General features: G+C 66.2%; 2 protein-coding genes. Both read left to right on the forward strand.

Features of this window, described 5'->3' with window-relative positions:
* On the forward strand, positions 1-909 hold a 909-nt coding region (locus tag AC1DSC_RS32615; RefSeq protein ID WP_478132093.1), incomplete at its 5' end, for a methyl-accepting chemotaxis protein.
* Between the two features lie 20 nt (positions 910-929).
* A partial coding sequence (locus tag AC1DSC_RS32620) for a chemotaxis protein CheW (protein WP_478132094.1) occupies positions 930-1297 on the forward strand: 368 nt, incomplete at its 3' end.

Raw genomic sequence — 1297 nt, forward strand, 5'->3', positions numbered from 1 at the left:
AGCCTGGCCAAGGTGGTGGGCGAAGTGCGCCACGGCACCGATGCGATCGCGACGGCTTCGGGACAGATTGCGGCGGGCAACCAGGACCTGTCTTCGCGCACCGAGGAGCAGGCCAGTTCGCTCGAGCAGACGGCGGCCTCGATGGAAGAACTCACGAGCACCGTCAAGCAGAACGCGGACAACGCACGCCAGGCCAACCAGCTGGCGGTCTCCGCCTCTGAAGTGGCGGTGCGTGGCGGCGGCGTGGTGAGTCAGGTGGTGGACACCATGGGCTCGATCAACAGCTCGTCCAAGAAGATCGTCGACATCATCGGCGTGATCGACGGCATCGCGTTCCAGACCAACATCCTTGCGCTCAATGCTGCTGTCGAAGCCGCAAGAGCCGGCGAGCAGGGAAGAGGCTTCGCAGTCGTCGCCTCCGAAGTGCGCAACCTCGCCCAGCGCTCGGGCGCAGCCGCCAAGGAAATCAAGGGCCTGATCGACGACTCGGTCGACAAGGTCGAGGCCGGCAGCCGCCAGGTGGCCGAGGCGGGCCGCACGATGGACGAGATCGTCGACAGCGTCAAGCGCGTGACCGACATCATGGGCGAGATCACGGCGGCCAGCCAGGAGCAGAGCACCGGCATCGAGCAGGTGAACCAGGCGATTGCGCAGATGGACCAGGTGACGCAGCAGAACGCGGCGCTGGTCGAAGAGGCGGCGGCTGCGGCGCAGTCGATGCAGGAGCAGGCTGCGAGCCTGGTGGCGTCGGTCAGCGTGTTCAGGCTCGAAGCCGGCAGCGCCGCTGCCACGCCCCCGGCTTCCGAGAAGTCCCGGCGCCTCGCGCCGGGCAAGAAGACCCACGAAGCCCCCGCGTCCCCGCAGCTGGCCATGGCCGGCGCGGCCGGTGGCGGGTGGCCCGAGTTCTAGCCAACAGCGACAGATATCCGATGAGCACAACAACATCCCAACAAACCACCGACAGCCGCAGCATCGCCCCGTTGCGGGCCGGCCGTCCCCTGGAATTTCTTTCCTTCACGCTGGGCCAGGAGGAATACGGCATCGACATCCAGAAGGTGCAGGAGCTGCGCGGCTACGACGCGGTGACGCGCATCGCGAACGCGCCGGAGTACATCAAGGGCGTGGTGAACCTGCGCGGGATCATCGTTCCGATCATCGACATGCGCATCAAGTTCAGGCTGGGCACGCCCAGCTACGACCAGTTCACGGTGGTGATCGTGCTGAACATTGCAGGGCGCGTGGTGGGCATGGTGGTGGACAGCGTGTCGGACGTGATCACCTTGAGCGCGGAGCAGAT

Source organism: Variovorax sp. 01N425 (assembly GCF_056399465.1).